This window comes from Gramella sp. KN1008, assembly GCF_004332155.1.
Taxonomy (GTDB): domain Bacteria; phylum Bacteroidota; class Bacteroidia; order Flavobacteriales; family Flavobacteriaceae; genus Christiangramia.
Window position 1 is genome coordinate 389,387 of record NZ_SJDV01000003.1, and the last position, 26,675, is coordinate 416,061.

The 26,675-nt window shown below is 41.4% G+C and carries 29 protein-coding genes and 1 tRNA gene; 9 read left to right on the plus strand and 21 right to left on the minus strand.

Translation table 11 applies throughout. The features are described 5' to 3' along the window. Positions 1 to 21: 21 nt before the first annotated feature. The 3 genes from EZJ28_RS07610 to EZJ28_RS07620 are packed head-to-tail and all read right to left on the minus strand — an operon-like array spanning position 22 to position 2,722. Entirely contained in the window at positions 22 to 1,143 is a 1,122-nt protein-coding gene (locus tag EZJ28_RS07610) for a peptidylprolyl isomerase (RefSeq protein WP_131396494.1), read from the minus strand. A gap of 2 nt (positions 1,144 to 1,145) precedes the next feature. Next, the gene (gldI, locus tag EZJ28_RS07615) at positions 1,146 to 1,709 is read right to left on the minus strand and encodes a gliding motility-associated peptidyl-prolyl isomerase GldI (protein WP_131396496.1); all 564 of its coding nucleotides are present in this window, start codon (positions 1,707 to 1,709) and stop codon (positions 1,146 to 1,148) included. After that, positions 1,706 to 2,722, minus strand: a complete 1,017-nt coding sequence (locus EZJ28_RS07620; protein ID WP_131396498.1) for a bifunctional oligoribonuclease/PAP phosphatase NrnA — start codon at positions 2,720 to 2,722, stop codon at positions 1,706 to 1,708. Before EZJ28_RS07620 ends, gldI begins: the two co-directional genes overlap by 4 nt. Positions 2,723 to 2,902: 180 nt before the next feature. Here EZJ28_RS07620 and EZJ28_RS07625 point away from each other — a divergent pair, with 180 nt between their 5' ends. Further along, positions 2,903 to 3,322, plus strand: a complete 420-nt coding sequence (locus EZJ28_RS07625; RefSeq protein ID WP_131396500.1) for a nucleoside-diphosphate kinase — start codon at positions 2,903 to 2,905, stop codon at positions 3,320 to 3,322. A 53-nt stretch (positions 3,323 to 3,375) separates the two neighbouring features. Here EZJ28_RS07625 and EZJ28_RS07630 read toward each other — a convergent pair whose 3' ends face one another. From EZJ28_RS07630 to recF, 5 genes are all read right to left on the minus strand, one after another. Further along, positions 3,376 to 4,527 carry a hypothetical protein gene (locus tag EZJ28_RS07630; RefSeq protein ID WP_131396502.1) on the minus strand — a complete coding sequence of 384 codons (1,152 nt, stop codon included), beginning with the start codon at positions 4,525 to 4,527 and terminating at the stop codon, positions 3,376 to 3,378. An 11-nt stretch (positions 4,528 to 4,538) separates the two neighbouring features. Next, the gene (locus EZJ28_RS07635) at positions 4,539 to 5,171 is read right to left on the minus strand and encodes a protein-L-isoaspartate(D-aspartate) O-methyltransferase (RefSeq protein ID WP_242670088.1); all 633 of its coding nucleotides are present in this window, start codon (positions 5,169 to 5,171) and stop codon (positions 4,539 to 4,541) included. A gap of 95 nt (positions 5,172 to 5,266) precedes the next feature. After that, positions 5,267 to 5,563 (minus strand): DUF721 domain-containing protein, encoded by a 297-nt coding sequence (locus EZJ28_RS07640; RefSeq protein ID WP_165499045.1) that lies wholly within the window; start codon positions 5,561 to 5,563, stop codon positions 5,267 to 5,269. Next, entirely contained in the window at positions 5,544 to 5,981 is a 438-nt protein-coding gene (locus tag EZJ28_RS07645; RefSeq protein ID WP_131396506.1) for a lipocalin family protein, read from the minus strand. Before EZJ28_RS07645 ends, EZJ28_RS07640 begins: the two co-directional genes overlap by 20 nt. Next, positions 5,978 to 7,057, minus strand: coding sequence for a DNA replication/repair protein RecF (recF, locus tag EZJ28_RS07650; protein WP_131396508.1), 1,080 nt, complete (start codon positions 7,055 to 7,057; stop codon positions 5,978 to 5,980). Before recF ends, EZJ28_RS07645 begins: the two co-directional genes overlap by 4 nt. Positions 7,058 to 7,204: 147 nt before the next feature. Here recF and EZJ28_RS07655 point away from each other — a divergent pair, with 147 nt between their 5' ends. The 7 genes from EZJ28_RS07655 (at position 7,205) to EZJ28_RS07685 (ending at position 13,437) form a co-directional block, all read left to right on the plus strand. Beyond that, on the plus strand, positions 7,205 to 7,975 hold the full coding sequence (locus tag EZJ28_RS07655) for a tetratricopeptide repeat protein (RefSeq protein ID WP_131396510.1): 771 nt from the start codon (positions 7,205 to 7,207) through the stop codon (positions 7,973 to 7,975). Positions 7,976 to 7,981: 6 nt separating this feature from the next. Next, on the plus strand, positions 7,982 to 8,488 hold the full coding sequence (ribH, locus tag EZJ28_RS07660; protein WP_131396512.1) for a 6,7-dimethyl-8-ribityllumazine synthase: 507 nt from the start codon (positions 7,982 to 7,984) through the stop codon (positions 8,486 to 8,488). A 118-nt stretch (positions 8,489 to 8,606) separates the two neighbouring features. Continuing rightward, the gene (locus tag EZJ28_RS07665) at positions 8,607 to 8,900 is read left to right on the plus strand and encodes a hypothetical protein (RefSeq protein WP_207388437.1); all 294 of its coding nucleotides are present in this window, start codon (positions 8,607 to 8,609) and stop codon (positions 8,898 to 8,900) included. Then, entirely contained in the window at positions 8,901 to 10,754 is a 1,854-nt protein-coding gene (mutL, locus tag EZJ28_RS07670; RefSeq protein ID WP_131396516.1) for a DNA mismatch repair endonuclease MutL, read from the plus strand. It abuts the gene before it with no gap. Beyond that, complete coding sequence (locus tag EZJ28_RS07675; RefSeq protein ID WP_131396518.1) at positions 10,754 to 11,503, plus strand: rhomboid family intramembrane serine protease; 750 nt, start codon at positions 10,754 to 10,756, stop codon at positions 11,501 to 11,503. The genes mutL and EZJ28_RS07675 overlap by 1 nt, the downstream gene beginning before the upstream one ends. After that, entirely contained in the window at positions 11,503 to 12,402 is a 900-nt protein-coding gene (locus EZJ28_RS07680) for a rhomboid family intramembrane serine protease (protein WP_131396520.1), read from the plus strand. Before EZJ28_RS07675 ends, EZJ28_RS07680 begins: the two co-directional genes overlap by 1 nt. Continuing rightward, entirely contained in the window at positions 12,403 to 13,437 is a 1,035-nt protein-coding gene (locus EZJ28_RS07685) for an endonuclease/exonuclease/phosphatase family protein (RefSeq protein ID WP_131396522.1), read from the plus strand. Here the strand turns inward: EZJ28_RS07685 and EZJ28_RS07690 are convergent. The 13 genes from EZJ28_RS07690 to EZJ28_RS07750 all read right to left on the minus strand — a co-directional run bounded on the left by EZJ28_RS07690 (position 13,417) and on the right by EZJ28_RS07750 (position 26,227). Next, a complete protein-coding gene (locus EZJ28_RS07690) occupies positions 13,417 to 14,067 on the minus strand; it encodes a WbqC family protein (protein ID WP_131396524.1) in 651 nt (216 codons plus the stop codon). The two genes, EZJ28_RS07685 and EZJ28_RS07690, sit on opposite strands and share 21 nt — an antisense overlap. A gap of 5 nt (positions 14,068 to 14,072) precedes the next feature. Then, entirely contained in the window at positions 14,073 to 15,638 is a 1,566-nt protein-coding gene (lepB, locus tag EZJ28_RS07695) for a signal peptidase I (RefSeq protein WP_131396526.1), read from the minus strand. 49 nt (positions 15,639 to 15,687) lie between these two features. Further along, the gene (gene dapB, locus EZJ28_RS07700) at positions 15,688 to 16,407 is read right to left on the minus strand and encodes a 4-hydroxy-tetrahydrodipicolinate reductase (RefSeq protein ID WP_131396528.1); all 720 of its coding nucleotides are present in this window, start codon (positions 16,405 to 16,407) and stop codon (positions 15,688 to 15,690) included. Position 16,408: 1 nt separating this feature from the next. Then, a complete protein-coding gene (locus tag EZJ28_RS07705) occupies positions 16,409 to 16,981 on the minus strand; it encodes a DUF5683 domain-containing protein (RefSeq protein WP_131396530.1) in 573 nt (190 codons plus the stop codon). Then, a complete protein-coding gene (locus EZJ28_RS07710) occupies positions 16,971 to 17,873 on the minus strand; it encodes a ParB/RepB/Spo0J family partition protein (protein WP_131396532.1) in 903 nt (300 codons plus the stop codon). The genes EZJ28_RS07705 and EZJ28_RS07710 overlap by 11 nt, the downstream gene beginning before the upstream one ends. 5 nt (positions 17,874 to 17,878) lie before the next feature. After that, positions 17,879 to 18,640, minus strand: a complete 762-nt coding sequence (locus EZJ28_RS07715; RefSeq protein WP_131396534.1) for a ParA family protein — start codon at positions 18,638 to 18,640, stop codon at positions 17,879 to 17,881. A gap of 174 nt (positions 18,641 to 18,814) precedes the next feature. Then, a complete protein-coding gene (locus tag EZJ28_RS07720; protein WP_131396536.1) occupies positions 18,815 to 19,696 on the minus strand; it encodes an SDR family oxidoreductase in 882 nt (293 codons plus the stop codon). A gap of 209 nt (positions 19,697 to 19,905) precedes the next feature. Beyond that, complete coding sequence (gene scpA, locus EZJ28_RS07725; protein ID WP_131396538.1) at positions 19,906 to 22,038, minus strand: methylmalonyl-CoA mutase; 2,133 nt, start codon at positions 22,036 to 22,038, stop codon at positions 19,906 to 19,908. Between the two features lie 11 nt (positions 22,039 to 22,049). Then, positions 22,050 to 23,447 carry a methylmalonyl-CoA mutase subunit beta gene (locus EZJ28_RS07730; protein WP_131396540.1) on the minus strand — a complete coding sequence of 466 codons (1,398 nt, stop codon included), beginning with the start codon at positions 23,445 to 23,447 and terminating at the stop codon, positions 22,050 to 22,052. 38 nt (positions 23,448 to 23,485) lie between these two features. Then, the gene (locus tag EZJ28_RS07735; protein WP_131396541.1) at positions 23,486 to 23,800 is read right to left on the minus strand and encodes a septum formation initiator family protein; all 315 of its coding nucleotides are present in this window, start codon (positions 23,798 to 23,800) and stop codon (positions 23,486 to 23,488) included. 19 nt (positions 23,801 to 23,819) lie between these two features. Next, positions 23,820 to 24,428 carry a uridine kinase gene (udk, locus tag EZJ28_RS07740; RefSeq protein WP_131396543.1) on the minus strand — a complete coding sequence of 203 codons (609 nt, stop codon included), beginning with the start codon at positions 24,426 to 24,428 and terminating at the stop codon, positions 23,820 to 23,822. Between the two features lie 134 nt (positions 24,429 to 24,562). After that, complete coding sequence (locus EZJ28_RS07745) at positions 24,563 to 25,030, minus strand: cytochrome c (RefSeq protein ID WP_131396544.1); 468 nt, start codon at positions 25,028 to 25,030, stop codon at positions 24,563 to 24,565. A 6-nt stretch (positions 25,031 to 25,036) separates the two neighbouring features. Next, complete coding sequence (locus tag EZJ28_RS07750; RefSeq protein WP_131396546.1) at positions 25,037 to 26,227, minus strand: PQQ-dependent sugar dehydrogenase; 1,191 nt, start codon at positions 26,225 to 26,227, stop codon at positions 25,037 to 25,039. Between the two features lie 122 nt (positions 26,228 to 26,349). Here EZJ28_RS07750 and EZJ28_RS07755 point away from each other — a divergent pair. Continuing rightward, positions 26,350 to 26,424, plus strand: a tRNA-Pro gene (locus EZJ28_RS07755). The last annotated feature ends 251 nt before the right edge of the window (positions 26,425 to 26,675 follow it).

Sequence of the window (26,675 nt, forward strand, 5' to 3'; positions counted from 1 at the left end):
GTTTATTCGGTCTAAAATCGATTATTCAGCGATTCCGGTGATTTCCATTACGAAGATAAGGTCGGTGTTTGGAGGAATTACGCCTCCTGCACCTCTTTCACCATATCCAAGGTGACTTGGGATCCAGATAACTGCTTTGTCTCCCACCTGCATCTGCTGAAGTCCTTCTTTGAATCCGGGGATCATAGGTGCATCCGGGCCATATTGCATTGGCATGGCTCCGTAACCACCCTGAGCAGCTCTCTGCTCGTTGAAGATACCGGCTTCTTTAGCCACTTCCTCCTTATTCGTGTCAAAAAGAGTTCCGTCAGCAAAATATCCTTCATAGATAACATTTACTTTCTGGCCATTCTTTGGTTCTTCTCCATCACCTTCATTTTCGAAATAGATCTTTAACCCGCTGTCCAGAGAATCAGCTTTTTCTTCAAGAGCTTCAAATTCCTGAGATTTTTCTGCTTTCATCTCCTGCATTTTCTGAGCCTGGGCTTCTTTTTCAGCTTCTACTTCAGCAAGCTGGTCCTCCATTACTTTTGGGGCCTCAAAGTTTTTGGCTGCACTTCCTTTTCTTATGATATTCACTTCGTTCATCACCACATCCTTTACGGGGCGGTCACGAGGATCGGTTTCCACCTTTCCTATAGCTTCAACCACATCCAACCCTTTAACTACTTTTCCAAAAACCGTATGTCTTGGGTCTAGTTGCTGAACAGGAGCAAGGGTTATAAAGAACTGGCTTCCGTTAGTTCCCGGGCCGGCATTCGCCATAGAAAGGATTCCCTTATCATCATGACTTAAAGAGTCTACAAATTCATCGGGAAACTTATAGCCGGGTCCGCCACTACCAGTTCCGGTAGGGTCGCCTCCCTGGATCACGAATCCGTCAATAACCCTATGGAAGATCAGTCCGTCGTAATACTTTTTATCTTTATAAGTGCTATCGGCCATGGTGCTGGTTCCTTCAGCAAGGGAAACAAAACTTGCCACGGTCATAGGGGTCTCTTCGAAATAAAGTTCTGCCACTATAGGACCCATGGAGGTTTTGAATTCAACATACATCCCGTCTTCCAGCTCAGGGTATTCCTCATTACAGGAGAATAGGGATAGCGCAATCGTTAACAGTAAAAAAATACTTTTAGTCTTCATTCTTAATTATTGATTTCATTATTGGGTTGTTCTTCTTTTATGGTATGTAATGTAACCCGCGTCATAATGGGAACATTACTGCCAATTTTTTTCTTGTCGCCGTAATATCCGAAAGCTTTATGAGAAGGAAATAGAAAAGTTACCGTTTCGCCTTCTTTCATTAATTTTAATCCCTGCCTGAGACCGGTGAAAAGTTTTTCCCTGTCTATCGCATACTCACGGGTTGGTTTTTCTCCCTCTGCATAAATTGGTTTCCCTTCTATGGTAGAGATGCTGTAATCAAAGACCACGATATCACCAAATTCAGGAGTTTGGGTATTGGAGCTGTCGGTAGACTTCTCATTATAATAATACCAGAACCCATCAGCTGAGGTAAGATATTCTATATTCTCATCCTGCCCCATCACCTGTTTGATATATTCCTCTTCTTCTGCGATCATCTCCTTGTTCCTCTCAACAGATTCATCTATGTATGAACCGCTGTTCTGAGAAACAGGATATCTGGCTTCGGGCGATTTACAGGCCCCGAAAAGCACAAATATCAGTAATATGGATATTATTTTCATTTTTTCAGTTCTTCGGAATATTGCGGAAGTATCTTATTGAACCTTACAATAGTATCGTTAAGGGATAATTCACTTCGTCCACCTGCCGCATTAATGTGACCTCCGCCATCAAAATGAGCCCTTGCAAAAGTATTGCAATCAAAGTCGCCTTTAGATCTGAAAGAGATCTTCACAATATTCTCATTTTTCTTTTCAATAAATATCACCGCGAAAATTATACCTTCCAGGGAAAGGCCATAATTTACGAAGCCTTCTGTATCCCCCTTTTTAAAATTATGGCGATCCAGTTCCTCTTGTGAAAGGCTTATATATGCCGTTCTCAGGTCCCGGTTCATCTTAAGGTTCTTCAAAGCAGTACCCAGTAGCTGTAATTTGTCTTCTGAATTAGTGTCGAAGATATTATTGTGTATCTGATCATTCTTCGCACCTTTATCTATAAGCTCGGCTATTACCCGATGAGTGTCACTGGAGGTGGAGCTGAAGCGGAAAGAACCGGTATCGGTCATTATTCCCGTATAAAGACAGGTGGCGATCTGAGGAGTAATATCCTTTTTCGCCCTTAATTTATCTATAAAACAATACACCATTTCACAGGTGGAGCTCATTTTCGCGTCACTATAGGTATAGTCTGCATAATCTGAAGGTTCCTGGTGATGATCTATCATCACAAAAACAGCTTCGGAAGCCACAAGTGAATCCTGCATGAGTCCGCATCTTGACAGATGATTGAAATCCAGGGTAAACACGATCTCAGCTTTACCGATAATTTCATCACATTTATCCTTGTTGGATTCATAAACGATCACATCTTCACTGCCGGGAAGCCATTTAAGGAAATCAGGATAATCGTTAGGAGCAATCACATCTACCTTATGACCCTTGTTTTTCAGGAAGTGGTAGAGTGCCAGCGACGATCCCATGGCATCGCCATCGGGTCCTTTATGGGGTACTATAACTATATTTTCAGCCGTATCAAGTTCGGCCGTTATCTCAAGTATTCTGGTATCGATCATAATCGAGGCTAAATATACAATTTAATAAGACTTAAGAAATATCGGAAGCTTGAAATTTAAAATGATATTAGGTGTTGTAAAAATTTAGAATATAGTTTCCAGTAATTCAACATAAAAGCTGAAAGGCCTTGTTTATGGAATGGAATTATTTATTTTTGCAGCAAATTTAAAAACCATACAATGGCAGGAAACAGAACATTCACCATGATTAAGCCTGATGCAGTTGAAGACGGGCATATTGGTGCGATCTTAGAACAGATAACAGCTTCAGGATTCAGAATCGTGGCAATGAAGCTAACTCAAATGACACAGAGAGACGCTGAAACTTTCTATGCGATCCATAAAGAGCGTCCTTTCTTTGGGGAACTGGTTGAATTCATGACCCGTGGGCCAATTGTTGCCGCTATTCTGGAGAAGGATAATGCAGTTGAGGATTTCAGAACTCTTATCGGAGCCACTAATCCTGAGGAGGCCGCTGAAGGCACAATCAGAAAGAAATTCGCTAAGAGCATTGGAGAAAATGCCGTTCACGGAAGTGATAGTGATGAGAATGCTCAAATTGAAGGTGCTTTCCATTTTTCAGGAAGAGAAATGTTCTAAGTAACTTTTCAGTTAGATAATATAGAAGCCGGATTCTTTCGAATCCGGCTTTTTTATGTTTTATGCGGAATACCAAGAAATACCTCCGGATGGTTGCACGCAATAAGACTGGCTGCTAATGTTACAGAATTGATGTTGATATGTGATTTCCAGGTGCCTGCTTTCTGATTGCGGGTATCCATCCAGAAATCTTCTATCTCATTAGCCAGTAGTTCATAGCACTGCATTTGTGCATTTGAAATCCCTGGAATATTGAGCTTCTGTTTCATTCCCCTGAATATCCTTACGCCAAGAGAAAGCCCGCATTCCCTGAAGGCAAGGCGTTGACTGGCACCTTCCCAGCGATTGTTTCGCTGATAATTATTAATACTTTGTATGCTTTCCTTCAGAAGCTGCTCGGGATCCAGGCTTAAATGAAGGTCCTCTTTTTTCAGTATAAATGCTCGTACACAATCGGTAAGAAGTCCGCCAATCCCCAGCGGATCGGAAGTAATCCAGGTCTGACCTTCGCACATGCGGTTAAAAGCACTTAACATATAATCGAATTCCGATTTTCTGTCTGGAAATCTCCTGATGATACCCGCGGTGCAGATCAATCCTTCCAGCGGATCATGGGCTCCCATACTGGAAACAAGAGGTTGGGAAAGCTCGGCATCCATTTTCCAGTACATTCTGGGATCCTGATTTCCATTCACAATAAAAGCTGAAGTGGCAGCCAGTAGTTCTGCCGCCCATCTGGAATACCTGTAATCTTCAGATTCATTTTCTGCCTGGTATAGTGTATTTATCCATTTGGTCAGGTAATGAAAATACTGTCCGTCCCGTTCCCATTCAAGCTGCTCATTAAAACTTTCGCTTCCAGTTCTTTCCGGTAGGCTTTTTCCGATTCTAAGCCCGCCGGCGGTAGGATGTAATTCTGCCTTTTCATTACTTAATCCGCTTATCCAGCCTTTTCTTTTATCTCCGGGATGGTATTTCCCTAAATATTCATGGACCAGGTCTATAAGTCTGAAAGCTCTTTCCCTGTAAGAAGCATCTGCGGTAATATGATAAAGCCCAAAAAAACTGTTTACTGCAAAGGCATCGGTCCAGAGATATCGACTGGAAGGATCTTCCTGGCCGTTTATAAGGCCGGTTCTTCTGGCAAAACCTTCCATGAGTTTTGCAGCCTGTTTTGTTTTTGTTTGTAATACTTCAGTTGTCATGATCTGAACCTTTATTTTTCGGCTTCACCTCGCATAGGTACAAAGCTTACCAGAATGAGATCTTCGCGGCTAAATTCATTCTCACTTTTTCTTTCTATAAGAACCAGGCGCTGATTTGTAATTCCTATTGGGGCTATGAGCCTGCCACAAATTTTGAGCTGTTCCTTCAGGGGAGAAGGGATAAACGGCGGTGCAGCTGTGAGCATCACCCCGTCAAAAGGAGCTTTTTCAGGCCAGCCTTTATAACCATCGTCCTGCTTTATACTCACATTCGTAACCCCGGCCTTTTCAAGGTTCCCTTTTGCCGTTTCAGCAAGCCATTCTATGATCTCAATACTATAAACATGCCTGGCCAGCCGGGCAAGAACTGCGGCATTATATCCACAGCCGGTACCTATCTCCAGTATCTTATCATCTGGAGAGATATTAAGGATCTGAGCCATGTAAGCTACTATATAGGGCTGACTAATGGTTTGACCTCTGCCAATAGGCAGTGGGCCATCATCATAAGTGTGTGGTTTTACATCATCGGGAATAAACAGGGAACGGTCTACATTCCACATGGCGTCAAGCACCCGGGAATCCTTGATTCCACGGGCCTTTAACTGGTTTTCGATCATTTCTTCCCTGGTGGCGTACATCATCTTCAGTTTAAGGATGATTGTAGCTTAAATTTAGGAAATCTTTAGTCTAAATAAAAGATTGTTAGAGGGTTATGTGAATTTGGCTGAAAACTGACCTATCGCAGTACCAGCTTTGAAATGATTTCTTCTCCCATTTCTTCGTTAAGTATCCTGATGATCTTTTCCTTTCCGTAGCTTAACTCCTCCCGAAGTACAGAAGAACTCAATTGTACATAGAGAACATCATTCTTTAATTTGATCCCTGTAGTATATTTTTCAATGGCCGGCCCCATCTGGCTGTTCCATACGTCCCTTATTTTAACCTGGTTCAGGCCACGGTCCAGTTTGTTTTCGTCTACGAAACTCTTCAATAGGTCGCTGAGCTTCATTTCTTCATTCTTCCTTTTTTTCATCATTTTCGGTTAAGATGGGTGTATATTTTCGGTAATGGTAGACCTTCCGGTCTGGATTCATAACTACCAGTTCTTCGCCATCGGCTTTTATCACTTCCTCTTTCCAGTTGTCATAAGGAGTGGAATAAAGAAGAATAAGCTTGTTATTTTTTATTGTCGCCGTCACCTTTTCAGCATCATTGGTCTCAATATATCCCCCGCCGAACTTGGGCTGAAGTTTCTTTCTAAAACCCACAGAATCTGTGATCTCGATATAGTCTACGTACTGACTCATTCCGTATTCCATCACCGAATCCTTTGCCAGTTCTACTTTTCTGATCTCCCAGTAACCATTAAGGTTTTCCAATTGGGTGGCAGGGTTGTTCTTTCCGCAGGAAAGAAACAATATGACGGAAAATAAGATGAGGACTCTTTTCACAACTTGAATATTTTATATGACTGGTTACTGTTTTTTACTACCTTTTCGGTTCTTTCGGCGTGTGTATCGCTAAGGAATATCTGGCCCAGTTCGCTGGTAGCTACCAGGGCTACGATGTGGGCGACTCGATTTTCATCCAGTTTATCAAAGATATCATCCAGCAACAAGATGGGATTCACTTTGCTTATTCGTTTTATGAAATCGAACTGGGCAAGCTTCAGGGCGATCAGAAATGATTTTTGCTGTCCCTGGGAACCGAATTTCTTTATGGGATGTCCTTCTATCTCAAAACTAAGATCATCTTTATGGGTTCCCACTGAGGTATACTGTAAAGCCATATCTTTTTGAAGATTTTCTTCCAGTAGCGAAGAAAGTGAGCTTTCATACAGCTGACTTTTATAATTGATATGAACCTCCTCCTTGTCATTGGTAATATCAGAATATCTTTTATTGAAGATAGGAATGAACTCTTTCAAAAACTCTTTTCTTTTCTCGAACAGATCCTGTCCCAGACTGCTCATCTGCAAATTATAAACTTCCAGGGTGTCCCTTTCGAATGTATTATTGGCAGCGAAATATTTTAAGAGGGAATTGCGCTGAGAGACCAGTTTAGTATACTGAAGCAGTTTTTCCAGGTAGACGTGATCGCTTTGGGAGATCACTCCATCCATGAACTTGCGCCTGGTTTCCGAGCCTTCAATGATGAGGTCCCGGTCTGCCGGAGAAATGATGACTGTGGGAATAAAACCTATATGATCGCTTACTTTTTCATAGGGCTTATTATTCCTTTTAATGATCTTCTTCTGGCCTTTTTTTGCGCTTACAATGATATTTTCAGACTTTTCATTCTTGCTGAATTCACCATCTACCACAAAAAAGTCGGAGTCGTGATTTATATTCTGCGAGGTTACCGGGTTAAAATAGCTTTTTCCGAAGGAGAGGAGATAAATACTGTCCAGCACATTGGTTTTACCTACGCCATTATTTCCTACCAGGCAGTTAATCTTTTCATCAAAAGCGAATTCAGCTGTCTTAAGGTTCTTGTAATTAAGCAGGCTAAGATTTTTTAAATGCATAAATCGCTGTGTTTCAGCTGAAAATTACTAATCGGGTTAATGCCGGACTGAGCGCTAAAAGGACCCGAAATTATTGAAAAAATACAAATAATTTCCCTTTTAATTTTCACAAAAAATTATATTTTTGCCACGCATTAACAAATTTTTATGGCAACGTATAAGAAAAGAGGATACAAGCCTTCTAATAAGGAGGATCGAAGAAAGTCGGTAGAAGAAGAATCAACGACTGCAGAGGTATTTAATACTCTTGATGAGGGAGCAAGTAAAACTGAAACCTGGGTCGCCGATAATCAGAAGTATATCTACATCATAGTTGGAGTAGCAATTGTTGCCGTATTAGGATATTTAGGTTATAACCGTTTTATCCTTGAACCAAAACAAACAGAAGCTGCCAATGAAATGGCTAAGGCGCAGGATTATATGTCTTCAGCTTTAAGAGCGAGCGGGGCACAAAGCGATTCTTTGTACAATCTTGCTCTGAACGGAGGAGAAGGTAAGTACGGATTTCTAGATATCATAGAGAACTATGGTGGTACAGATGCGGCTAACCTTGCGCACTACAATGCCGGTTTCGCATACCTGAGAACGGGAAAATATCAGGAAGCCATAGAGCAGCTTGAAGATTTTAAGAGTGACGATGAGATAATGGCAGCCCTTGCGACCGGAGGAATTGGAGACGCCTTTATGCAGCTGGACCAGCCTGAAGAGGCTTTAGGTTACTATGAGAAAGCAGCTGAAATGAGATCCAACTCATTCACAACTCCAAGATTTTTATTGAAAGCGGCCATTACGGCTATAAAAATTGGTGATGCTGATGCAGCGGAAGGATTCTTAATTCAGATAGAGGATGAATATCCAGATGCTCCTGAAGCAGATAAGGTGCCTATCTATCTTGGACAGGCCCGTGCTTTGAAATAAGATATTATGGCTACAGAAGGTAAAAACCTTTCACAATACGATAAAGATACGATCCCAAACGCGAAAGACTTTCGGTTTGGGATCGTTGTTTCTGAGTGGAACGATGAGATCACTGAAGGGCTCTTTCAGGGAGCTTTTGATGCTTTTATGGAAAATGGAGTTCAGAAGGAGAACATCGTAAGATGGAATGTGCCCGGCAGTTTTGAGCTTATCTATGGCTGCAAAAAGATGCAGGAGAGCTTTGATATGCTGGATGCCATCATAGCAGTTGGGAGTGTGATCCAGGGAGAGACCAAGCATTTTGATTTTGTTTGTGAAGGAGTGACCCAGGGGATCAAAGATCTGAATGTAGAGCATGATATTCCTGTTATCTTTTGTGTGCTTACCGATAACAATATTGAGCAGTCAAGGGCCCGCAGCGGAGGTAAACATGGGAATAAAGGTACCGAAGCGGCCATAGCGGCGATTAAAATGGCACAGCTTAGAAAGGACGCGAAATTCTACAAAGGCTAAAGCTTAATTTTTCTTTCTTTTCAGAACGGCATTGTTATTGCTTTCGTTATTAACACTTCTAAGCTTCGGAATTCTGAAGCTTTTTGAGTAAATTTGGAACAGCAAACAGTCTACAGTTTTGAAAATCAGTTTTAACAAAATCAGGAAGAATACCCGGTATAACTATACCCCACGCTATTATAAGGGTAAGGATACCGGTAATATCTATGATTTTGATTCCAAATTCAATAAATATAAAGAAGCCACCAATGCGATAGATTTTGGGTCCCACTGGGCCCAGGCTCGTAAGGATAGCCGTACCAGGGGGAACAGAAGCATTAACCGGCGTGTTATTTATATTATTATCATCTTACTTTTCATTTGCCTGTGGATTTTAGATTTTGATTTGTCCATTTTCTCGAACCCCCGTTAAATGAGTAACGTAATTCAATTGTTGCCCGATCATGTTGCAAACCAGATCGCTGCGGGTGAAGTGGTGCAACGTCCGGCCTCGGTAATAAAAGAACTTCTCGAAAATTCAATAGACGCAAAGGCAAGCCGTATCCAGGTGATTATTAAGGATGCCGGTAAAACTCTTGTTCAGGTAGTTGATGATGGCGTTGGAATGAGTATAACCGATTCCCGGATGTGCTTTGAACGTCATGCGACCTCTAAGATAAAACTTGCCGATGATCTCTTTAGTTTAAAAACCAAAGGTTTTCGAGGGGAAGCTTTAGCTTCGATAGCCGCGATCGCTCATGTTGAGCTTAAGACCAGATCTGAAGAAGATGAGGTTGGTACCTGTATAAAGGTGGAAGGCAGCAAGGTGGTTTCCCAGGATCCATGTGTAACGCCTAAGGGAACTAGTATTTGTGTGAAGAATTTGTTCTATAATATTCCGGCCCGAAGAAATTTCCTTAAATCTGATAATGTTGAAACCCGCCATATCATTGACGAATTTCAGCGTGTTGCCCTGGCGCATCCAGATATTAATTTTTCGCTCACTCATAATGGAAGTGAACTTTTTCAGCTTCCTGCCACGAATGTACGTCAGCGTATCACCAATATTTTTGGTGGAAAAACCAATGAAAAACTGGTCCCGGTAGAAGAAGATACCGAAATAGTGAAAATTTCAGGTTTTGTAGGTAAACCGGAATTTGCCAAGAAGAGCAGGGGAGAACAGTTCTTCTTTGTGAATGACAGATATATTAAAAGTCCTTATCTGAATCATGCGGTGGTAGCTTCCTTTGAAGGCTTGCTGAAGGAAAAAAGCTATCCCAGCTATTTTCTGTACCTTGAGGTAGACCCAAAGTCTATAGATATCAATATTCATCCCACCAAGACCGAGATCAAGTTCGATGATGAGCATGCCTTGTATGCTATCTTAAAAAGCGCCATCAAACATAGCCTGGGGCAGTTCAATGTTGCGCCCATGCTGGACTTTGAAAGGGATTCGGAACTGGATACTCCCTATGATTATCAGAATAAAGCAGCCAGTGCGCCCCAGATAGAAGTGGACCGGAATTTCAATCCTTTTCAGAATGAGGGGAGCTCAAAACCACAATTTTCAGGGGGTAATGGTTTCAGAAGAGAGAAACCCGCCCAGTGGGAAAGTCTTTATTCCGGCATGCAGCAGGAAACAGAGACCGAAGTTGATGTTAAACAAATAGAGTTTGAAAGTGAGGAGGTTACCGGTAATCTTTTTGGCGGAAGAGAAGACGAAGCAGAGAAATCAACTTTTCAGCTTCATAAGAAATATATAGTATCTACCTTAAAAAGCGGAATTCTGGTTATTGATCAGCACCGGGCCCATACGAGGGTACTTTATGAAGAATTACTGAAAAATATAACAGTTTCTGCAGCTGTTAGTCAACAACTTTTATTTCCTTTACGACTTCAGTTCAACAATCATGAGGTTGAGATGCTGAAAGAATTAAAAGAGTCACTGGAGCAAACGGGTTTCATTTTTTCCCAGATCGATAAAGACGAAGTGGAGATCACGGGGATTCCCACGCTGATCCCGGAAAGCGAAGTACAGATTTTACTTGAGCAGCTCCTGGCCGATTTTGAAAAGGATGTACCGCATGACGGTTTTTCACAAACCGATCTGCTTGCCAAATCCCTGGCTAAATCCATGGCGGTGAGATCTGGAACTCTTTTGAATTCAACCGAGCAGCAGCATATAGTGAATCGTTTGTTCGCCTGCAAGGAACCTGCACTCAATCCTTTTAATAAAACAGTGTTCATTACCTTATCGGTCGATGAACTGGATAAAAAATTTGCCTGATGGGAAGAATGACAGAGACCGTAAAGGTTCTATTGATCATAAATGTAATTTTCTTTATTGGTAGCCAGCTGATCGGCGATGCGGCATATGAGTATTTTGCCCTTTGGTTTGTTAAGAACCCTAACTTTCAGGTCTGGCAGATACTTACGCATATGTTCATGCATGGCGGTTTTATGCATATTCTTTTCAATATGTACGCATTGTGGGCGTTTGGGAGTCCTATTGAACAAATGCTCGGGCAGAAAAGGTTCCTCTTCTTTTATTTTTCAGCGGGTATAGGCGCAGCTTTTCTCCATACCCTGGTGAATTTCTATGCTTATCAGAAAGGTTTTAACGGATTACTGGAACTTGGCTGGACTCCGCCGGAAATAATTGATTATATTCGGGAAGCCTATGCTGCCAATAGATTCAGAATTCCACAGGGAATAGATGAGGGCACCCTTAGATCCATGCTACAGGCGTATTCCAATCCCGCGGTAGGTGCCTCTGGAGCAATATATGGGATACTTGTAGCGTTTGGAATGATGTTTCCCAATGTTCAGTTGTTCCTGTTGTTCGTACCGGTTCCAATTAAAGCCAAGTATTTTATTCCCGGATTAATTGCCTTAGATTTGTTTTCAGGCTTCACCGGATATTCGATATTTGGCGGGTCCATTGCACATTTTGCACACGTTGGAGGAGCCTTGTTCGGATTTTTAATGATGTATTACTGGAAGAAGAATCAGTTTAATGACAATCGCTGGTACTAATGAGATCCTCAGATAAAATAAGATATAAGATACAGACCGCTACGGTCACCGAGAAGCTCATTGCTCTTAATGTGCTTGTCTTTATTTTGTTCTTTCTGTTAAGAACTCTGGCTTTTCTTTTTCAGTTGCCTTCAGATTTTTTACTGGAATGGTTCGTATTTCCCAAGGAACCTCTGGAATTTCTCGTAAAACCCTGGTCTATAATAACCTATTCATTTCTGCACAACGGGATCTGGCATATTTTGTCTAATATGCTTATCCTTTATTTTTCCGGGATCTACTTTCTGAATTATTTTTCACCAAAGCGACTGCTTAATTATTATTTCCTGGGTGTTATTATAGGAGCCCTGGTTTATATGTTGAGCTATAATCTTTTTCCTGCATTCCAGGGAACGGGTCGTTCTTATCTTATGGGAGCTTCAGCCGGTGTGATGGCGGTGCTTATTGGTATAGCATCTCATATTCCTAATATGCGGGTGAGACTTTTACTTATAGGGAGCATCAAATTCTGGTGGATTGCAGCATTTCTTGTGGTTTTGGATATTATTCAGATCCCGATGGGAAATGCGGGTGGACATTTGGCACACCTTGGTGGTGCGGCGTTGGGATATTTATATACCAATCAGCTTCAGAAAGGTAACGACATTGGTAAATGGTTCGAAAACCTTATGGATGGGGTCGCTTCCCTTTTTAAGCCTAAAGAGAAAAAGGCTAAAATGAAAACTGTTCATCGTTCAGGAAAAACAACCAAATCCCGTTCCAGTCAGAAAAAAGCCATGGATAAGGATGATAAACAGAAAAAGGTAGATGCCATTCTTGATAAGATCAGTAAAAGTGGTTATGATAGTCTGAGCAAGGCTGAAAAAGACTTTTTATTCCAGGCAGGTAAAGAGGATTAGATGAAGAAACTAAGCATCTTTGACAAATTCATTTTTATATTGAATTCGCTGGCAGCAACCGCGCTGTTATTTTCTTATTTGCTTCCGCATATTCCACCAAAATCCTTTCCGTTACTTTCAGTATTAAGCCTTGGTGTACCAGTACTTATTATACTCAACACATTTTTCCTTCTTTACTGGGTGCTCAGGCTCAAAAGACAATTACTGCTGTCTCTCATAGTCTTATTACTTGGCTATAATTATATCACCAGTTTTGTGAAATTCTCCGAGGGAGAAACCGACGAGAAGAAGAATGCAGATCTTTCTATAATGAGTTATAATGTACGTATGTTCAATGCGTATGAGTGGTCTGACAGAAAAGATATTCCTGAAAAAATAACCGAATTCATTAAAGAAAAGAATCCCGATATTCTTTGCGTTCAGGAGCATTATGTGGGTGCCGCAGCACTTGCAGAAATTTATCCTTATGAATATATAAAGCTCAAGGGAAAGAACTCTGAATTTGGATCTGCAATATTTTCGAAGTTTCCAATCATTAAAAAACATTCGGTAGACTTTCCACATGACGGGAATAATAATGCGATTTACGCCGATGTGCTAATCAATAAAAAGGATACGCTCAGAGTATTCAACGTCCATTTTCAGTCGCTTAATATAAAGCCGGGAATAGATGATCTTCAGAAAGAGGATTCAAAAAAACTGCTTGGCCGTATTGGTTACGGATTCTCCCTGCAGCAGGAACAGGCAGAGATGATGATGGATGAGGTGAAGAGATCTCCCTACCAAACCATTATTGCGGGTGATTTCAACAATACAAGTTTCTCTTATATTTATGACCTTGTAAAGCAGGAGGGAAGGTTTAAAGATGCTTTCCTGGAGGCCGGTAGCGGCTTTGGAAAAAGCTTTAAACTCAATTACTTTCCTTTACGGATAGATTTTCTCCTGATAGAAAATGATATGAAAATTGCCGAATTTCAGAAATTCGAGATCGATTATTCCGATCATTATCCCATCCTAACCCGAATAGGACTCTAGGTCCTGACCTTCCAGGTAATCCAGCGCAGCATTTCCTTCATTAAAGATCAGATCAAGAACACAGAGATCCGGCAGGAAGCCTTCCTTGGAATCAAATACCTGCGTATAAGGCGTATTTTGAAAAAGCTGTTTGGATTTGGCATTTACCAGATTTCTCAGATTTTTAATCCCGGCAGGCTCTAGAATGAATTCCTCGGTCTTCTCATAATCCCAGTCTACCTGGAGACAATCTGCTACGAACTCCATGCATTGATAGTTGAAATCCATCAGGTATTTGAACTCCTTCTCATAAAGTGGATATAGCTCATCTTCGTAGAATTCGAAAAAGGGAGAGGTTTGGTAAGATGCTTTAAAGGCTCTCCAGTGCTGGGTTTGCCATTCAAAACTATTCTCTATCTGAACATCCTTATATTTCTGTCTTCCATTTGTGTTCAGGCCTAATGCAGAACTGTGTTTTATAGGAATGTTGAGAGTTAGCTTTCCATTAGCATCATAGATATACATTCTGTTCCTGTAGGTCTGTTTCTGGTAATTATCCTCATTCTCAAAAATCACCTTTTTAGCCTTTACATATGCGATCCATTGGCTAATGGGGCCAAAATATGTAGGATGTAACAATACAGATTCCATGCAGGCTATGCTTCTCTTCGTTTTTTGAAATATCTCCAGCCAAAGAATATCACAAGAACGATTAGGAAATATGGCAGGAAGGAAGTAGGTTCACCGTCACCTTTAACAGTAGTGAAAACCCTGTCCCATCTTATTTTATCAAAGCCGCTTGCGTTGGAATCCCAGCTCATCCATATAAATACAGGTTTACCCACGATATGATTTTCCGGAACATAACCCCATGTGCGGCTGTCTTCCGAATTGTTCCTGTTATCACCCATCATCCAGTAGTAATTCTGTTTGAACGTGTAGGAATCTATCGGCTGCCCGTTGAGAAGTACCTGAGTACCATTTACGCTAAGCTTATTGCTAATTCCCATTTCCTCGCCTTCGTAGGTCTCGATGATCTCTCTGTAGAAAGGCATGCTTTCAGGGGTGAGCTTAACCGTTTTGCCGGCTTCTGGGATATATATTGGTCCAAAGTTATCATTGTTCCAGTTTCGTTTTCCGTCATTAGGGAAAAGCGATGGGTTTTTAACTCCGGCCGAATCTACATATCGTCTTATAGAGGCTACGTTAGGATGGTTCTTGAAACGTTCAAAATTCTCTTCAGACAGTGCCCGGATAACAAAGAAATTGTTATTTGGATTATATGAATAGCCATCGGTTATATCATATAATTTATAAAGGCTTTGCGGATTAAATGGCTGGCCCTTGGTTTGCCCAACATAGGAGAACTGAGGCTTGGCTCTATCAGGTAATTCAAGCTGCTCTCCATTAATGTGAACATAGCCGTCTACCACCGATAATGAATCGCCGGGAACTCCCACAGCTCGCTTTACGTAATTCGACTTTTTATCTACTGGTTTCTTATAGTGTTTGCCGGACCGGTCAAAGAACTTTCTAACCGTATCTACCGGCCAGTTAAAGACCACAATATCATTTCGTTCAACATTTTCAAAACCGGGGAACCTGAAATATGGAATTTGTGGTTTGTTCAAATAAGACTTGATCCCAAGAACCGGAATAGTATCATGTACCATAGGGAAAGCCACAGCTGTTTGTGGTACTCTCGCACCATAATGGAACTTGCTTACGAAAAGGAAATCACCAACCAGCAGGGTCTTTTCCAAAGAAGAAGTGGGAATGGTAAAAGGCTGCATGATATAAGTATGCACTATAGTGGCAGCGATCACTGCAAAGAGTATGGAACTTATCCATTCTCCTGCTTCGGTTCTGGGTTTCAGGTCACGATCTTCTATATACACATCATTCGTGGCATAGTTCACATAATAGATATAAAATCCAAGCGTTAGAATCACCAGAAATGTCTCCGTTGTAGAATTCCTTCCGAAGCTTCTAATGGTTTCTACCCAGACAACAGGGAATATGATAAGGTTTACAATAGGAATGAACATGAGGACAACCCACCACCAGGGCCGATTGATGATCTTCATTAAAATTATTGCATTATAAACAGGTACAGCTGCTTCCCAGGCTTTTCTGCCTGCTCTCTGATAAAGTTTCCAGGTTCCAAGAAAATGAACTACCTGCACAAACAGGAAGAATAGAAACCACTCGGTAAATGTCATATTTTAAATCTTTACAGTATAAGGCCGGTTTAGCCTTTAAATGTTACAATTAATTTCGAAAAAGATCGGCGAGCACATCTTTCATGGTAAAGATGCCCGACTTATCCTTTAAAAATTCGGCTGCCACAACTGCTCCCAGAGCGAAGCCCTGTCTTGATTTGGCTGTGTGGACTATTTCTATTTTATCTATTGAAGTGTCATAAGTAACCGTATGGGTTCCCGGAACATCTTCAACTCTTTTTGCGTAGATAGGGATCTCATCCTTTTCGGCATCGTCCAGTTGCCAGCCATCCACTCTCGGATTTTTTTCGATGATCTGCTCTGCCAGTGTAATTGCAGTTCCGCTTGGAGCATCTAATTTCTGAACGTGGTGTATCTCTTCGATCTCTACCGAGTAGTCCTCAAGATTTTTCATCATATCTGCCAGTTTCTGGTTGAGTTCAAAGAATACATTTACGCCCAGGCTAAAGTTGGAAGCATAAATGAATGCTGATTTATTTTCCTCACAGATCTTCTTGGCTTTTTCATAATCTTCCAGCCATCCTGTGGTTCCGCTTACAACAGGTATTCCATGTTTAAAACATGTAGTGATGTTCTTAAAAGCTGCCTTAGGCACACTAAAGTCTATCGCTACATCAATTTTAGAACTGTCAAGATCATAATTCTCAATATCTTCATCAACCTTTAGAACAATCTTATGCCCTCTTTTTTCGGCAATTTCTTCGATGGTCTTTCCCATCTTTCCGTAACCTAATAGTGCGATTTTCATCTTAAAAATTGAAATTTAGTGTAAGTCCGTAATTGGTCTTTCCAGATAAGGCGTCAAAATCAAGATTTGGCCTTAGGCTTAGGTCTTCGTCTACGTTGAATTGTCTTAAATGTGCTTCAACATTGGCGTCTACTATATTCAGAATGTAAACTCCAACCGTTACCAGGATGGAGATTTCTTTATTTTTTTGATAGAATTCCTGTGCACGCCTTAATCCGTCGTCAGAGATACGTCCCTGGAACTCATCAGTTCTACCGGCCAGACGGTCTTTATAGGCATCACGGTACCTGTCATACTGTTTGTCATTTTCAAGGTAAAAATAGATCCCCGTGGCCAGACCACCGTATGCAATAGGAATTTTCCAGTAACTGCCATTATATGCCTGGCCAAGGCCAGGAAGAATAGCTGAATAAAATGCTGCTTTAGAAGGAGCGAGGGCGTTGTAGGGTTCATAATCCTTTTCCTGTTCTTCAGTTATCTTTTCGGTCTGGACCGAAAGCGTATCCTGCTGTGCATTACTTACCGAAACCGCAAGCAGAAAAAAAAACAGGCAAAAGAGCTGATTATTCTTCACCCCGGATTAATTTTTTGATTCTTTCGAAATCTTCTTCTGAAGAGAACGGAATAGTTAGTTTTCCACTACCTTTTTTGGTGACTTTCACATCCACTTTTGTGCCCAGATATTCTGAAAACTCCTTGATACCTTTTTTATAGGTCTTTGGAACTGAAACTTTTTTCTTTGCCGGAGCCGCTTTACCTTCATTGTTCAGGTCACGTACCAGTTGCTCTGTCTCCCTTACCGAAAGTGACTTCTGAAGGATCTTTTCGTAGATCTCCAGCTGCTTCTGAGTGTCATCAATATTGATCAAAGCTCTGCCGTGACCCATGCTCAAAAATCCGTCACGCATTCCGGTCTGGATGATAGGATCCAGTTTTAAAAGCCTCAGGTAATTGGCAATCGTAGACCGGTTCTTACCAATTCTTTCACTCAGTTGTTCCTGGGTAAGATTGATCTCGTCTATCAAACGCTGATAGGAAAGTGCGATCTCGATAGGATCCAGATCCTGGCGCTGGATATTTTCCACCAGGGCCATTTCCAGGGATTCCTGGTCGTTAGCGATCCTGATGTATGCCGGAATGGTTTCAAGACCCACCAGTTTGGATGCTCTGAAACGTCTTTCTCCCGAAACAAGCTGATACTTATTAAAATCAAGCTTTCGTACTGTGATAGGCTGAATAACGCCCAGCTCGCGAATGGATGAAGCAAGTTCCTTTAATGATTCTTCATTAAAGCTTGTTCTCGGCTGAAACGGATTGACTTCAATGGAAGACATTTCCAGTTCCACAATATGGCCAACCAGTTTGTCGGCATTCTTATCTTCTGCAGATTTTATATCATTATCCGGATCTTTCAGCAATGCTGAAAGCCCTCTCCCCAATGCTTGTTTTCTGGTAGCCTTCGCCATTTCTACTAATTTTTCTTAATAATTTCATTCGCCAGACTTAAATAATTGCTGGCTCCTTTACTTGAAGCATCATAATTGATAATGCTCTCCCCGTAACTTGGTGCTTCACTTAAACGTACATTTCGCTGAATGATTGTCTCAAAGACCATCTCATCAAAATGTTTCTTAACCTCTTCAACCACCTGGTTTGAAAGCCTTAACCTGGAATCGTACATAGTCAATAAAAGGCCTTCTATATCCAGTTTATTGTTGTGGATCTTCTGAACACTTTTAATAGTGTTCAATAGTTTTCCAAGACCTTCAAGCGCGAAATATTCACACTGAATCGGGATGATAACAGAATCTGAAGCCGTTAAAGCGTTCAGGGTTAAAAGTCCCAGGGAAGGAGCACAATCTATCAGGATGAAATCATATTTGTCGCGTAAGGGCTCAATAGCCACCTTAAGCATCGATTCTCTTTTTTCCTGATCTACCAGTTCTATTTCTATAGCTACAAGATCTATATGTGCAGGAATGATATCCAGATTAGGTGAGCTGGTTTTCTGAATAGCGTCCTCAGCCTTTATGGAATGTTCCAGAAGCTGGTAGGTTCCATTTTCGACTTCCTCAACATCTATTCCCAGACCCGAGGTTGCATTGGCCTGAGGATCGGCGTCAATCAATAATATCTTTTTTTCCAGAACCCCTAACGAAGCTGCAAGGTTCACAGATGTGGTTGTTTTTCCCACGCCTCCCTTCTGGTTGGCAATAGCAATGATTTTACCCATTAAATGTTTACGATTTTTGAAAGGTAAAAATACAATTTATTATAGGTTTAGAAAATGAAATTGTTAACAGCTTCTAAAGAAAAAACCCGGTCTAAACCTAATAAAACCGGGCTTTTCTCTGATTTTTGAATTTTATTTAGGATTTTTTGTTGAAAACTGGGGTGTAGGGAAAGCCTATTTATTCTTATTTGCTTTGATCATTTGTTCCAGCATATCCCACATCTCTTCCGGCACGGCTTCAAGTAAATTGAACTGTCCGGCACCTTTTAGCCATTCTCCTCCATCAATTGTAATTACCTCACCATTTACATAGGCTGAAAAATCTGAAACCAGATAAGCGGCCAAATTTGCCAGTTCCTGGTGGTCTCCTACACGTTTAAGAGGAACCTTTTTAGCAAGGTCAAATTTCTCTTTCAGGTCTCCTGGTAAAAGCCGGTCCCATGCTCCTTTGGTGGGGAAGGGGCCCGGAGCGATCGCATTCGATCTTATTCCATATTTAGCCCATTCTACAGCAAGGGATCTTGTCATAGCCAATACCCCTGCTTTTGCCGTGGCACTAGGAACCACATATGCCGAACCTGTCCATGCATATGTGGTCACGATATTAAGTATCGTCTTATTTTCTTCTTTTTTGTCTATCCAGTGCTTGCCAAGGGCCAGCGTACAGTTCTTACTTCCTTTGAGTACAATATCGATAATGGTGTCAAAAGCGTTGGCGCTAAGTCTCTCGGTGGGAGAGATAAAGTTTCCGGCAGCGTTGTTTAGCAGGATATCTACAGACCCGAATTCACTCACAACAGCATCACGCATTGCTTCCACCTGGTCATAATGCCGTACGTCGCACTGAACGGCAAAACATTTTCCTCCGGTCTCTTTTTCCAGTTCTTTAGCGGTATTCTCAAGTTTTTCCAGATTTCTGGAAGTGATTGCTACATTAGCGCCCAATTCCAAAAAATATCGGGTCATTGATTTTCCAAGTCCGCTACCTCCTCCGGTAACTATAATATTCTTTCCTTCAAGAGCATCGTCCCGAAGCATTTTTTTCTTTAAGTCCATATTTTTAGTATTGAGTATTGAATATTCAGTGTTTAGTCATTCCAAGCTAAAAGCTCTATGCGGTAGGCTTTAAGCTGTTTGGTTTTCGTTTTTAATCTTCCGTTTCTAATCTATTATCTCTTTTCTCTTCTCTATCTTCTAAAGAGTTCAACATTTAAAATAAACCATTTAGATCCACTGTCTATTGGGACTACCCACTGCTAAATTCTTTATTCGTCAATTAATATTTCAAGCAATTGTATCGCGGCATCACTGATCTTGGTCCCCGGACCGAAGACAGCCACAGCCCCTGCGTCAAAAAGGAATTGATAATCCTGTGAAGGGATCACCCCTCCCACGATCACCATGATATCCTCTCGTCCCAGTTTTTTCAGTTCCTCGATAACCTGAGGAACAAGGGTTTTATGTCCTGCTGCCAGTGAAGAAACTCCCAGAATGTGTACATCATTTTCAACCGCCTGTTGGGCAGCTTCTGCCGGAGTTTGGAAAAGAGGGCCTATATCCACATCAAAACCAAGATCGGCATACCCGGTTGCGACCACTTTAGCGCCACGGTCGTGACCATCCTGCCCCATTTTGGCGACCATGATCCTTGGCCTACGACCTTCCATTTCCGCGAACTTATCAGCCAGTTCCCTGGCCTTAGTAAATGAGCTGTTATCTTTCATTTCTTTTGAATATACCCCGCTAAAGGATTGAATTTTGGCCTTATACCTCCCGTAAATGTCTTCCAAAGCATTGCTTATCTCGCCAAGGCTTGCCCTTTCTCTGGCAGCCTCCACAGCTAGTGCCAGTAAATTAGCATTTTCTTCTTTAGCTGCTTTTCTTAAGTTTTCGAGTGTCTGCTGAACCTTTTCTTCGTTCCTTTCAGCTCTGATCTTTTCGAGTCTCGCAATCTGTTGTTTTCTTACCGTCTGGTTGTCCACCTCCAGGGTAACCAGTTCATCCTCTTTTTCAAGCCTGTATTTATTCACTCCAACGATCACATCAGTCTCACTATCTATTCTTGCCTGTTTCCTGGCGGCGGCCTCTTCAATCCTCAGCTTCGGGATGCCTGCCTCGATGGCTTTCGTCATTCCGCCAAGTTCTTCAACTTCTTCTATGAGTTTCCATGCCTTTTGGGCGATCTGTTCCGTTAATTTTTCCACATAGAAACTTCCTGCCCAGGGATCCACAGTTTTTGTGATATTGGTTTCCTGCTGAAGGTATAATTGTGTATTCCTGGCTATCCTTGCTGAAAAGTCGGTAGGTAAGGCAATAGCCTCATCCAGGGCATTGGTGTGCAGGCTCTGGGTTCCTCCAAAAGCAGCCGCAGCAGCTTCTATACAGGTTCTCGCAACATTATTGAAAGGATCCTGCTCGGTTAAACTCCAGCCGCTGGTTTGCGAATGCGTTCTTAAGGACAGGGATTTTGGATTCTTTGGATTGAACTGTTTTACCAGTTTGGCCCAAAGCATCCTTCCTGCTCGCATTTTCGCGATCTCCATAAAATGGTTCATCCCGATCGCCCAGAAAAATGAAAGCCTGGGAGCAAAACTGTCAATATCCATCCCAGCGTCCAGGCCTTTCCTGATATATTCAAGGCCATCTGCCAGGGTATAGGCCAGTTCAATGTCACAGGTAGCCCCGGCTTCCTGCATATGATAACCAGAGATACTAATACTATTGAACTTCGGCATATTTTGAGAGGTATACTCAAAGATGTCTGAAATGATCTTCATCGATGGAGTGGGAGGGTAGATGTAGGTATTTCTCACCATGAATTCCTTAAGAATATCATTCTGTATGGTTCCCGAAAGCTGTTCGGGTTTTACACCCTGTTCTTCAGCAGCAACTATGTAAAATGCCATGATCGGAAGTACGGCCCCGTTCATGGTCATGGATACCGACATTTTATCCAGCGGGATCTGATCAAAAAGGATCTTCATATCTTCCACCGAATCTATCGCAACTCCGGCTTTTCCCACGTCTCCAACCACGCGCTCATGATCACTATCATAGCCTCTATGGGTTGGCAGATCAAAAGCAACCGAAAGTCCTTTCTGCCCGGCGGCGAGGTTTCTTCTGTAAAAAGCGTTGCTTTCTTCGGCGGTTGAAAATCCTGCATACTGCCTGATGGTCCAGGGCCTGCTAACATACATTGTACTGTAGGGGCCACGAAGATATGGCGGAATTCCGGCAGCGAAATTCAAATGTTCTGTTTCCGAAATATCTTCTTTGGAATAAGAGTTTTTGATCTCTATTTCTTCAGGTGTGGTAAAAGTCTCCTTTTTCGATTCCGGTTCCCTGGTTGCGAGATCCTTATCGTCAAGGCTAATATTTTGAAGATCTTTGCGTTGCATAAATCTTTATTTTATTGGGTTGGCTGACTTTCTTTTTCGGCTTCAAGTCGTTCTTTTTCAAGTTCTTCACTCAGCCTTCTTTCAAGTATAGGTTCAATTAAAGTTTTTCTCGGGTTCCTTTTCAGAAATGGGAAAAGCTCAATCTCATTCTGCATTCTGTCTTGCGGATTCTCATATTTATTAGTTCCTATAAGCACAAGTTTTCCATTATCGAATCTTTCCTGTTCTGCAGCAGCACTTTCTTTTATTTTCCTCTGAATGACTCCTGCTTTAAGCTCCTTCAGGAATCCACCGCCTTTTTCAATTTCCTTAAATATATCAAGGGCCTGTTCAGCCAGCTGTCTGGTAATGGATTCTATATAATATGTTCCTTCAGCCACATTGCCCACTTTATCAAGGTAACTCTCATTTCTCATGATGAGCAACTGGTTCCTGGCGATCCTGTCTCCAAACTCATTATCCTTATGGTAGATCGCATCATATGGCATGTTGCAAATAGCATCGGCACCTCCAAGGATTGCACTCATGCTTTCGGTAGTGGTGCGTAACATATTAACATTGAAGTCATACAATGTCTTGGTTCTTTTAGTTGGCTGAGCCATTACCTTGCATTCTGCGGTGAGGCCAAACTCTTTCGAAATGGTATTATATAACCAGCGAAGAGCTCTTATCTTGGAGATTTCAAAGAAATAATCCGAGCCAACCGAAACCTGAAACTGAAATTTTAAATTTTCCTTTTTTTCTTCAGGTAGTTCAGAAAAATGATTCAGGTATTCCGTGAGATGAGCCATTGAATAAGCGAGTTGCTGCGGGATATTCGCCCCAGCATTCTGGTATAGCGACAGATTGATACTGATCACCGATTCAAAATTCATGGAATCCTGAACGATCTTTTCCAGATGTGAATGATCGGATTTCAGGTTATCGAACCAGTTTCCAGTTCTTGCCAGTTTTCCGATAATATCTGTCTGTAAATATACTTTATAGCTTTTGCCGGAAAGGAAATCGTCAATCTTTTTCGCATATTCGGCATCCAGGAAGTGTAGTTCCAGATAGATATCCAGATTATCCTGCAGATCATTCAAAAGTTCTTCGAAAACGATTTCTTTATAAGGTAAAATAAACCATATCGCTTCGGTGCCTCGCTGAAGTTTTTCCTGAGCTTTCTTATTGGCTTCTTTTGCTGAAGTCACATAAACTTTTTCACAGATATGCCAGTGAGCGGGATTGGAGACTTTAAGAGTCTCTTGCGCATCTTCGGCGGAATAAAATGGTTTGATATCAATGCCGTGAAGACTTTTGGTGACCAGCTTTTCATTATAGTCGGCACCCTTGAGATCGGCCTGGATCTTTTGTTTCCATTGTTTTGCAGAAACTTCCTGAAATTCCTGAAATAACAATTGTTTCATTATCTGGTTGATTTTGATTGGAAGTTATTGCGAAAAGATCAATCTACAGTGTCGTATTCTATGATGTAAATATCTTCATTAGGCCGCTTCATATAATATTTCTGTCTCGCGAACTTCTCAAGTTCTACAGAGTCCTGAAGCTTTTCTATGATAGCTTTGTCTTTCGCAATTTCTGTTTGATAATATTTTTTGTTGTCCTGCAATTCATTTATTTCCTGATCCAGTTCATGATGAATGAACCATGAATTGGTGTCAAGAAAGATCATCCATCCGGCGAACACCAGACTTATCAGCACATATTTGTTGCTGATGAATCTGAACCATGGCTTTTTACGCAGGTCTTTAAATTTCATAGGCTTTAAAGATACAAAATTAGGTTAAGCGATCTTTGATTATGGTCTGAACGATATCAACAGCTACGGTATTGATACGGTTGGTAGGGATAATAATATCGGCAAACTCTTTGGTAGGTTCAATAAACTGCTGATGCATGGGTTTGAGAGTAGTTTGATACCTCCAGAGCACTTCTTCCAGATCACGACCTCTTTCAGCGATATCCCTTTTCAGTCTTCTTATCAGCCTTTCGTCACTATCTGCATGAACATATATCTTGATATCAAAAAGCTCCCGTATCTCGGGATGTGTAAGAATAAGGATACCTTCAACAATGATCACCTTGCGAGGTTGGATCTCTATGGTTTCTCCGGTGCGGTTGTGTTCTTTAAAGGAGTAAATAGGCTGCCGAATATTTTCACCATTCTTAAGTTGCTTCAGGTGCTTGGCCATAAGCTCAAAATCTATGGATTTTGGATGATCAAAGTTGATCTTTATTCGCTCTTCAAAGGAAAGATGGGAAGTATCCTGGTAATAGGAATCCTGTGAAATCACATCAACCTCTTCATGTTTTAATTCTTCAATGATCTGATTTACTACCGTGGTCTTTCCACTTCCCGTCCCACCGGCGATACCGATAATTAGCATAAAACTGAAATTTGGGCAAAGGTAATTATTAGTTTTTTAAAATCGGTTTTCTATCAAACCGGATAGGGGGATTAGCATTAAAAAAACCGGTCTGAAATTCAGCCGGCTTTTTTAAATATTATAGACAAAAAATGTTACTCTTCTTTCTGAACTTTTGCAACTTCTTCTGCAGTTACCATATCGTCTATATTGTTAGACCAGGAATTCATAACATAATTCAGTGCATCGGCCACTTCCTGATCACTAAGTCCCATGGGTGCCATTATATTATCATATGTTTCTCCATTAACCTCTATTGGGCCCTGCATTCCATATTTCACTCCTCTGATACTTTCTTCTCTTTTCTCTGTAAGCCAGTTAGAGCCATCCAAAGGAGGGTAGGTGCCAGGAATTCCTTTTCCTGTAGGTAAATGACAGGTTACGCACAGGTCATCATAAACTTCTTTTCCTCGTTTAATGCTTGCTGTAAGGGGTGATGACTGGCTGGATTTTTTAGAGGATGGGATTACATAGGATTCCTCTTCCTTATCTTTTTCCTTTTTGTCTGATTTACATGCTACAATCGTGGCAGCCACACCAAGCGCAATAAGTAGTTTCTTCATAATTGATTAGTTGTTATTTGTAAGTTTAGCAATTCCTTTTCCTTCCACTGCCACATAGATATTTCCATCGGGACCCTGGATTACATCTCTAAGTCGGCCTATATCTTCAATAAGTTTAGTTCGTTTACTAATCTTTTTACCATCAAGCTCCAGGTGTTCCAGATATTTGAACTTTAAAGAACCAACCAGAAGATCCCCTTTCAACTCCGGATACTTATCGGAAGTCACGTAAGCAAATCCGCTTGGAGCGATAGAAGGCAACCAGTAAAAAATAGGGTCTTCCATTCCCGGCCTGGTTCTTTCATCTGTTATGGGAGTTCCGCTGTAATTCTCACCATAAGTGAGTACGGGCCAGCCATAATTGGCGCCTTTTTTTATCACATTTATTTCGTCTCCGCCTTTTGGACCGTGTTCGTGTACCCATATCTCTCCTGTGTCAGGATTCAGGATCATTCCCTGCGGATTGCGATGACCGTAAGAGTAAATGGCTTCCACAGCGTTCTCTTCTCCCACAAAGGGATTATCAGAAGGGATGCTTCCATCGTCATTCAGCCGGTAAATTTTTCCATTATCACGAGTGATGTCCTGTGGATTCTCATCCCTTGCGCCACGGTCCCCTGAACTGAAATAAAGATAACCTTCTTTATCAAATGAGATGCGCGATCCAAAGTGCTGACCCTTTGTGGTGTTAGGGGATGCTTTGTAAAGTACTTCCTTACTGATAAGCTTATTACCCTCAAGTTTAGCACGCATTAAAGCAGTATTTCCGCCTTCTCCCTCACCGTCTTTAGAGGAATAAGTAAAATACAGCCAGCCATTACTTTCGTAATTCGGGTGCAGGGCAACATCTAATAAGCCTCCCTGGCCACGGTTATAAACATCCGGACCTCCCTGTATCTGTATCTTTTGTCCATCTTTAAAATGAATGATCTCCCCGCTTTTTTCGGTAATTATGATGCTTCCATCAGGCAGGAACTCAAATCCCCATGGAATGTCAAGGTCTTCCACCACCATTTCATAGGAATAAGCCTCAGAACTTTCTGCCGGGATAGGGTCTGGTACTTCTATTTGTTCAGACTGTTCTTCTGAGTTCTGTTCGGTATTTTCTTCAGCCCGGGCAGTATCGGAAGTTTTTCCGTTCTCACCGCAGGAATAGAAGCTAAAAGCGAGTGTGAGCAGGAATAATATTTTTTTCATAGCATTATAATTTTGACTTGAATAAATTATAAGAAAACTAAGATATAAAAAATTAGATCTTTTCATTGTGGGAGGTGAATAATTATTATATTTGCCGCCCAATTGTGGTTGAAAGACCATTTCGGGGTGTAGCGTAGCCCGGTTATCGCGCCTGCTTTGGGAGCAGGAGGCCGCAGGTTCGAATCCTGCCACCCCGACGAAAATATCTTCGAAAGCCCTGTTAAAACAGGGCTTTTTTTATTTGCTGCATCTTGTTTGTTACAACAGGATTTTTTACCTCTTTTCAAAAAGTACCTTCAGTACAGAAAAAACTTTTCCCATTCACCAAATCTTCTGAATTATTTCGCCTAAAGCTGACCTAAATCATTTTTTTATTCAAAATTATTCATTATAAAAAATTCATCAAAATGCAGGTGAAAATAACAATATCTTAATTTAAGGCTTGATA

Excerpts from the sequence above, each read along its gene's own strand:
- EZJ28_RS07610 (WP_131396494.1), bottom strand. The coding sequence starts at position 1,143 with ATGAAGACTAAAAGTATTTTTTTACTGTTAACGATTGCGCTATCCCTA.
- gldI (WP_131396496.1), bottom strand. The coding sequence starts at position 1,709 with ATGAAAATAATATCCATATTACTGATATTTGTGCTTTTCGGGGCCTGT.
- EZJ28_RS07620 (WP_131396498.1), bottom strand. The coding sequence starts at position 2,722 with ATGATCGATACCAGAATACTTGAGATAACGGCCGAACTTGATACGGCT.
- EZJ28_RS07625 (WP_131396500.1), top strand. The coding sequence starts at position 2,903 with ATGGCAGGAAACAGAACATTCACCATGATTAAGCCTGATGCAGTTGAA.
- EZJ28_RS07630 (WP_131396502.1), bottom strand. The coding sequence starts at position 4,527 with ATGACAACTGAAGTATTACAAACAAAAACAAAACAGGCTGCAAAACTC.
- EZJ28_RS07635 (WP_242670088.1), bottom strand. The coding sequence starts at position 5,171 with ATGATGTACGCCACCAGGGAAGAAATGATCGAAAACCAGTTAAAGGCC.
- EZJ28_RS07640 (WP_165499045.1), bottom strand. The coding sequence starts at position 5,563 with ATGAAAAAAAGGAAGAATGAAGAAATGAAGCTCAGCGACCTATTGAAG.
- recF (WP_131396508.1), bottom strand. The coding sequence starts at position 7,057 with ATGCATTTAAAAAATCTTAGCCTGCTTAATTACAAGAACCTTAAGACA.
- EZJ28_RS07655 (WP_131396510.1), top strand. The coding sequence starts at position 7,205 with ATGGCAACGTATAAGAAAAGAGGATACAAGCCTTCTAATAAGGAGGAT.
- ribH (WP_131396512.1), top strand. The coding sequence starts at position 7,982 with ATGGCTACAGAAGGTAAAAACCTTTCACAATACGATAAAGATACGATC.
- mutL (WP_131396516.1), top strand. The coding sequence starts at position 8,901 with ATGAGTAACGTAATTCAATTGTTGCCCGATCATGTTGCAAACCAGATC.
- EZJ28_RS07675 (WP_131396518.1), top strand. The coding sequence starts at position 10,754 with ATGGGAAGAATGACAGAGACCGTAAAGGTTCTATTGATCATAAATGTA.
- EZJ28_RS07680 (WP_131396520.1), top strand. The coding sequence starts at position 11,503 with ATGAGATCCTCAGATAAAATAAGATATAAGATACAGACCGCTACGGTC.
- EZJ28_RS07685 (WP_131396522.1), top strand. The coding sequence starts at position 12,403 with ATGAAGAAACTAAGCATCTTTGACAAATTCATTTTTATATTGAATTCG.
- EZJ28_RS07690 (WP_131396524.1), bottom strand. The coding sequence starts at position 14,067 with ATGGAATCTGTATTGTTACATCCTACATATTTTGGCCCCATTAGCCAA.
- lepB (WP_131396526.1), bottom strand. The coding sequence starts at position 15,638 with ATGACATTTACCGAGTGGTTTCTATTCTTCCTGTTTGTGCAGGTAGTT.
- dapB (WP_131396528.1), bottom strand. The coding sequence starts at position 16,407 with ATGAAAATCGCACTATTAGGTTACGGAAAGATGGGAAAGACCATCGAA.
- EZJ28_RS07710 (WP_131396532.1), bottom strand. The coding sequence starts at position 17,873 with ATGGCGAAGGCTACCAGAAAACAAGCATTGGGGAGAGGGCTTTCAGCA.
- EZJ28_RS07715 (WP_131396534.1), bottom strand. The coding sequence starts at position 18,640 with ATGGGTAAAATCATTGCTATTGCCAACCAGAAGGGAGGCGTGGGAAAA.
- EZJ28_RS07720 (WP_131396536.1), bottom strand. The coding sequence starts at position 19,696 with ATGGACTTAAAGAAAAAAATGCTTCGGGACGATGCTCTTGAAGGAAAG.
- scpA (WP_131396538.1), bottom strand. The coding sequence starts at position 22,038 with ATGCAACGCAAAGATCTTCAAAATATTAGCCTTGACGATAAGGATCTC.
- EZJ28_RS07730 (WP_131396540.1), bottom strand. The coding sequence starts at position 23,447 with ATGAAACAATTGTTATTTCAGGAATTTCAGGAAGTTTCTGCAAAACAA.
- EZJ28_RS07735 (WP_131396541.1), bottom strand. The coding sequence starts at position 23,800 with ATGAAATTTAAAGACCTGCGTAAAAAGCCATGGTTCAGATTCATCAGC.
- udk (WP_131396543.1), bottom strand. The coding sequence starts at position 24,428 with ATGCTAATTATCGGTATCGCCGGTGGGACGGGAAGTGGAAAGACCACG.
- EZJ28_RS07745 (WP_131396544.1), bottom strand. The coding sequence starts at position 25,030 with ATGAAGAAACTACTTATTGCGCTTGGTGTGGCTGCCACGATTGTAGCA.
- EZJ28_RS07750 (WP_131396546.1), bottom strand. The coding sequence starts at position 26,227 with ATGAAAAAAATATTATTCCTGCTCACACTCGCTTTTAGCTTCTATTCC.